1 protein-coding gene is annotated in these 5,795 nt (G+C 77.7%); it reads right to left on the bottom strand.

What is annotated here, in order from left to right; genetic code table 11:
• Positions 1 to 2: 2 nt before the first annotated feature.
• On the bottom strand, positions 3 to 5,795 hold a 5,793-nt coding region (locus ACFCX4_RS00655), incomplete at its 5' end, for a beta-ketoacyl synthase N-terminal-like domain-containing protein (RefSeq protein WP_376137678.1).

Genomic DNA, 5,795 nt, shown 5'->3' with positions numbered 1-5,795 from the left:
CGTCAGGTCAGCTCCTCGTGGAGTTCGAGCATGGGGCGGCGGGTCACGCCGCCGGGCCGGGGGCCGTGCTCGGGGGCAGGGTCGGGGACCGGGACGCCGGCGTGGGCGGCGGCCGGAGTGGCGGGGCGGGCGGTGGGACGGGACGGGGGGCGGGCGTCCGGCCCGGCCGGGCCGGAGGGCTCCGGGGCCGGGACGCCGGGATCGGCCTCCAGGGCGAGCAGTGGCCGGGCGGGCCCGGAGCGGGCCCCGGCGGCGGGTGCGGGCGGTCCGGCGGAGGCCGGCGCCCCGGTGGCCGCCGCGAGCCGGTCCGGCCGGTCGAGCCAGTGGCGGTCACGCCGGTACCCGGCCGGCGGGAGCGGGGACCGGTGCGGCCGGTGGGCCTCGCGCTCGGAGGGCAGCAGCTCGCGCAGCAGCACGTGCGCGTTGGTGCCGCCGAAGCCGAAGGCGCTCAGGCCCGCCCGCCGGACGCCGCCGGCCGGGTCCCACGGCTCGGCCGCCAGGGCCGGGCGGAACGGCGAGGTGTCGAAGGCGAAGCGCGGGTTGGGCCGTTCGCAGTGCAGGGTGGGCGGGATCGTGCGGTGTTCCAGGGCCAGCATCGTCTTGTGCAGGCCCGCGATCCCGGCCGCCATCAGCAGGTGGCCGATGTTGGACTTGACGCTGCCCACCGCGCAGTGGCCGACGGCGTCGCTGGTGCGCCGGAACGCCCGGGTGAGCGCCTGGAGCTCCATCGGGTCGCCGATCATCGTGCCGGTGCCGTGCGCCTCGACCAGGCCGACCGTGTCGGCGGTGACCCCGGCGGCGGCCAGGGCGTCGGCCACCAGCTGCTCCTGGGCCTGCGGGTTGGGGGTCGTCAGGCCCATGGTGCGGCCGTCGTTGTTGACCAGGCAGGCCTCGATCACGGCCCGGACCCGGTCGCCGTCGGCGAGCGCCCGGTCCAGCGGCTTGAGCAGCACGGCGCCGGCGCCCTCGCCGAGCACGATGCCGTTGGCGGACGCGTCGAAGACGTGGCAGGTGCCGTCCGGCGAGAGCGCTCCCGAGGCGCTGAGCTTGAGGAACGGCGCCTCGTCCAGCAGCAGGTCCGCACCGCCGACGAGGGCCGCCTCGCAGTCCCCGGCGCGCAGCGCGAGCAGGGCGAGGTAGAGCGCGGTCAGCGAGGAGGAGCAGGCGCTGTCCACGGTCAGGTGCGGCCCGCGCAGGTCGTAGACGTGGGCGGCGTGGGCGGCGATGAAGTTCTGGTTGAGGCCGGTGACCGTGTTGCGGTGCGGGACGGCGACCCGGCTGCCGTAGCTGCTGGTGCCGGAGCCCATGAAGAACCCGACCCGGCGGCCGCCGATGTCCTCGCGGGTGTAGCCGGCGTCGCGCAGGGTCTGCTCGACGGCCTCCAGCGAGAGCCGCACCAGCGGGTCGACGTGTGCCGCGTCCGCCGGGTCGATGCCGAAGAACGCCGGGTCGAACTCCTCGACACCGTCCAGGAATCCGCCCCACTTGCCGGTGCTGCGGCCGGGCTCGCGCCGGGGGGACCAGAGGGTGCGGTGGTCCCAGCGGGAGACCGGCACCTCGGTGACGCCGCTGCGGCCCTCGCGCAGCAGGTCCCAGTAGGCGTCGAGGTCGGGCGCGCCGGGATAGCGTCCGGCGGCGCCGATGATCGCGACCAACTGGCGTCCTGAAGGCGGGAGTTCGGACGAAGCGGACGGGAAACCGGTCGGGGCCGGGGCCGGGGCGTCCGTCGGCGGGGTGGGCGGCGGGACGGGCCCGGCGGGCGGGGACCCGGCGGCGGCCGTCCAGCGGGCGACCCCGGCCGGGTGCGCCTCGATCAGGTACCCGGTGAGCAGACCGACGGTCGGGTACTCCAGCACCAGCGAGGGCGACAGCGGCTCGCCGACCAGTTCCTCCAGGTCCGTCACGATGCCGGCCACCATGATGGAGTCGACGCCGAGCTGGGAGAAGTGGGTGTCGGCCGCGATCCGCTCGGCGGGCATCAGCAGCGTGCGGGCCATCAGACCGGTGACGGCCCGGGCGACGGCGCCGTACGGGGAGGGCACCGGTGGGTGCTCGGTCATCGGGAGGCCCTCCTCAGGCCTGACGGACACGGACGGGGTGACGGATGCGGACGGAGTGACGGATGCGGACGGGGTGACGGGCCCGGACGGGGCGGGCCCGGACGGGACGGCGGGCGCGGCCGGTGCCGGCCAGACGGACGGGTCGACGGCCGCCGCGACGACCCTCGGGTGTCCGGCGGTGAGCGCCGCCCCCAACAGGTCCAGGCCCTGCTCCGGACCGTGCGGGGCGAACCCCTGCTCGGTGTAGCGGGGACTGCGGACCTCCCCCATCCCGGCTCCGGCCCAGCTCCCCCACGCCACCGAGACCCAGCGGGTGGCCCCGCCCCGGCCGAAGCGCTCGGCCACGGCGTCCAGCACGGCGTTGCCCGCCGCGTAGTCGGACAGGCCGACCGCGAGCGGCGGCAGGACCGCCGACAGCGAGGAGTAGAGGACGACGAACCCGGGTTCGTCCGGGCGCAGTTCCTCCAGCAGCGCGAACAACCCCTCGCCCTTGGGGCGCCAGGTGTCCCGCACGCTCTCGATCCGCTTGCGGACGAAGGCCGGCACCTTCCGCTCGACCGAACCGGCACAGTGCAGCACCCCGGCGATCGGTCCGGCCTCGGCGCGGACGCCTGCCAGGAACCTGCCCAGCGCCTCCCGGTCGGTCAACTCACCCGTGTGGACGTGGAGTTCGATGCCCTGGCCGGCCAGCTCGTGCAGCGCGGCGACCCGCGGGTCGGCGGTGTCCGCCGCGACGGCCGCCGCCCAGCCCTCCCGGGGCGGCAGCGCCCGCCGGCCCAGCAGCGCGAACCTCCGGGCGCCCCGCGCGGCCAGCCACCGGGCCGCCGCCAGGCCGAGCCCGCCGGTGCCGCCCGTGATCAGGTACACCCCGGTGGGGTCCGCCGACCACGGGGCGGGCCCGGACACGGCCGTCCGCACCAGCCGGGGCACCAGGCGTTCGCCCCGGCCGATCCGGACCTCCGGCACGGCGCCGGCGGCCGGCAGTTCGGCCTCGACCAGCCGGAGCAGCGCCTCGCCGTCCTGGACCGGGAGGTCGCACTCCACGGTCGTGGCCGACACCGCCCCGTACTCCGCGGCCACGGCCCGCGCCAGCGACGCCATCCGCGCGGCCGCCGGCCAGGGCGAGCCGTCGGCGGCGCCGGGCCCGGCTGCCAGGTGCAGCAGCCGCAGCCCCGGCCCCCGGCGCTCTCCCTCTCCCCGCCCCGTGGCACCGGGGACCAGTGCCTGGAGCAGCGCCACCCGGGCGAGCTCCCGGCCGAACCCGGGCGGACCGGCCAGGTCCACCAGGTCCACCACCGCGTCCAGCCCCGGGTGCTCGGCCCGCAGCCGCTCGCCGAGTGCCCGGCCGGCCGCCGCGTCGTCGAGGTCCAGCTCGTACTCCTCCCGCCCCAGCCTGGGCAGTTCCGAACGCTCACGGACCACCAACCAGCGGGCACCGTCGACGCCGGGCAGCGCGGCGGTGACCGGCAGGGTGGTCTCCCGCCCGAGCAACAGCACCCGGACCCGCGGTCCGGACCCGGACCCGGCCGCGGTGGCCTCCCCGGCGGGCGCCGCGGGCTGCCAGCCACGGACCAGGAGGGCGGGCTCGTACGTCGGCCCGTTCCCGGCGGCGGTGTCACCGGCCGACTCGGCGGGCCGGAGAGCGGCAGAGCCCACGCCGTCGGCCGGGGCACCACCGATCAGGACCGCCGCGGACCCCACGGCCGAAGAACCCGCGCCACCGGCCGGACTCTGGACAGCAGCCGCACCCTCCGGCGCCACCGTGCCAGCGGCCGGAGCCCCGCCCGGCACGGTCCCGGCCGTGCCGGGCGGGCCGTAGCGGTGGGCGGTGTCGAAGGGGTAGTGCGGCAGCCGTACCCGGCGCGCCGCGGGGAAGAGAACCGCCCAGTCCACCCGGCCGCCCCTCACCCAGCCACCGGCGGCGGCCCGGAGGGCAGCCACCCGGTCGGCGTCGTCGGCAGTCGGCGGGCGGAGCGGCCCGACGCGCTCGGCGCGCTCAAGGCTCGACGCAGCACCGAACCCAGCTCGCCCCGCACCCGGCCCACCGGTCGACCCGGCGTGCCCGGCAACGGCACCGGTGCCCGAACCAGCGGGCGAACCAACGCGGTCGGGGACCTCACCACCCGGCACAGAGCCGGCGCCCTGACCGGGACGCACTCCCGACGGCCCGACTCCCGCCACCACCGGCCCGCCGAAGGCCCCGCCCGGGACGGTGAGCAGATCCGGGTGTGTCCGGCCGGCCAGGTGGTCGTCCAGGCGGGCCCGCAGTTCGCCGAGGTCGCGGCAGATCACGGCGATCCGGTGGGGCAGCGGGGTCCGTGCGGTCCGGGAGGTGTGGGCGAGGTCGGCGAGCGGCGGCGCCTCCGTCCCGGCCAGGAAGGCCCGCAGCCTCCGCGCGTACGCCCGCAGCCGTTCCTCGTCCGTCGCCGACAGCGTCACCACCTGCGGCCGCCCCTCGGCGGAACCCCCGGACCCTCCGGAGTCCGCAGGGCCGGCGGCCGACGGAGGGGCCTCCTCCAGCACGACGTGCGCGTTGGTCCCCCCGAAGCCGAAGGAGCTGACGCCCGCCCGCCTGGGTTCCTGCGGGGCCGACCGCTCCCACGGCTCGGGCCGCACCGCCAGCCGCAGCACGCCGTCGCTCAGGTCGACGGCCGGGTTGACCTCCCGCAGATGGGGCGTGCCCGGCAGGACGCGGTGCCGCACGGCCTGGACGACGGTGATCAGCCCGGCGATCCCGGAGGCGGACTCCAGGTGGCCGATGGCCGACTTCAGCGCGCCCAGCACGGTTCCGGCGGCCGGCCGGTCGCCCGTGCCGAGCGCCAGCCGAAGCCCCTCGATCTCGATCGGGTCGCCGAGCGCCGTTCCGGTGCCGTGGGTCTCGACGTAGCCCAGCGAGGCCGCCGACACCCCCGCGTCCCGCAGCGCCTCCGTGACCACCGCGGCCTGCGCGGAGGGTCGGGGCGCGGTCAGCGAGTGGGCCCGCCCGCCGTGGTTGACGGCGGTGCCGCGGATCACCGCGAGCACCGGGTCGCCGTCGGCCAGGGCCCGGGCGAGCGGCTTCAGCAGGACGGCGCCGACGCCCTCGCCGCGCACGAAGCCGTCGGCGGCGCGGTCGAAGGCGTGGCAGCGGCCGGTCGGGGAGAGCATGCCGGCGTTGCCCAGCGCGTCGAAGTAGGTGGATGCGAGCAGGACGTTGACACCGCCGGCCAGGGCCAGTTCGCAGCCGCCGGAGCGCAGTGCCGCCACCGCGTGGTGCAGGGCGACGAGGGAGCTGGAACAGGCCGTGTCCACCGCCTCGCTGGGGCCGCGCAGGTCGAGCTGGTGGGAGACCCGGTTGGCGATCAGGCTGTGCACGTTGCCGGTGGCCAGGTGGCCGTGGGCGGTGTCGCCGCTGCGGGTGAGCAGTTCGGTGTAGTCGCTGAGGGTGGCTCCGACGAACACCCCGGTGCGGGAGCCCGCGAGGGTGCGCGGGTCGATCGCGGCGTCCTCGACGGCGTGCCAGCAGGCCTCCAGGAAGAGCCGCTGCTGCGGGTCCATCAGGGCGGCCTCGCGCGGGGAGATCCCGAAGAACGGCGCGTCGAAGGCGTCCACGGCGTCGAGGAAGCCGCCGTCCGGGCCCGCGCCGTCGGCCCAGCGGCGGACCGGTCCGCCGACCCCGCCGTCCGGCGCGGCCCCCGGGCCCGCCCCCCCCGGGCCCGCGGGGGGGGGGCCGGCCCCCCCGGGAACGCCCCCAAG

It is taken from the genome of Kitasatospora sp. NPDC056327 (assembly GCF_042261735.1).
GTDB lineage: Bacteria > Actinomycetota > Actinomycetes > Streptomycetales > Streptomycetaceae > Kitasatospora.
This window is presented reverse-complemented; position numbering and strand designations above follow the sequence as displayed.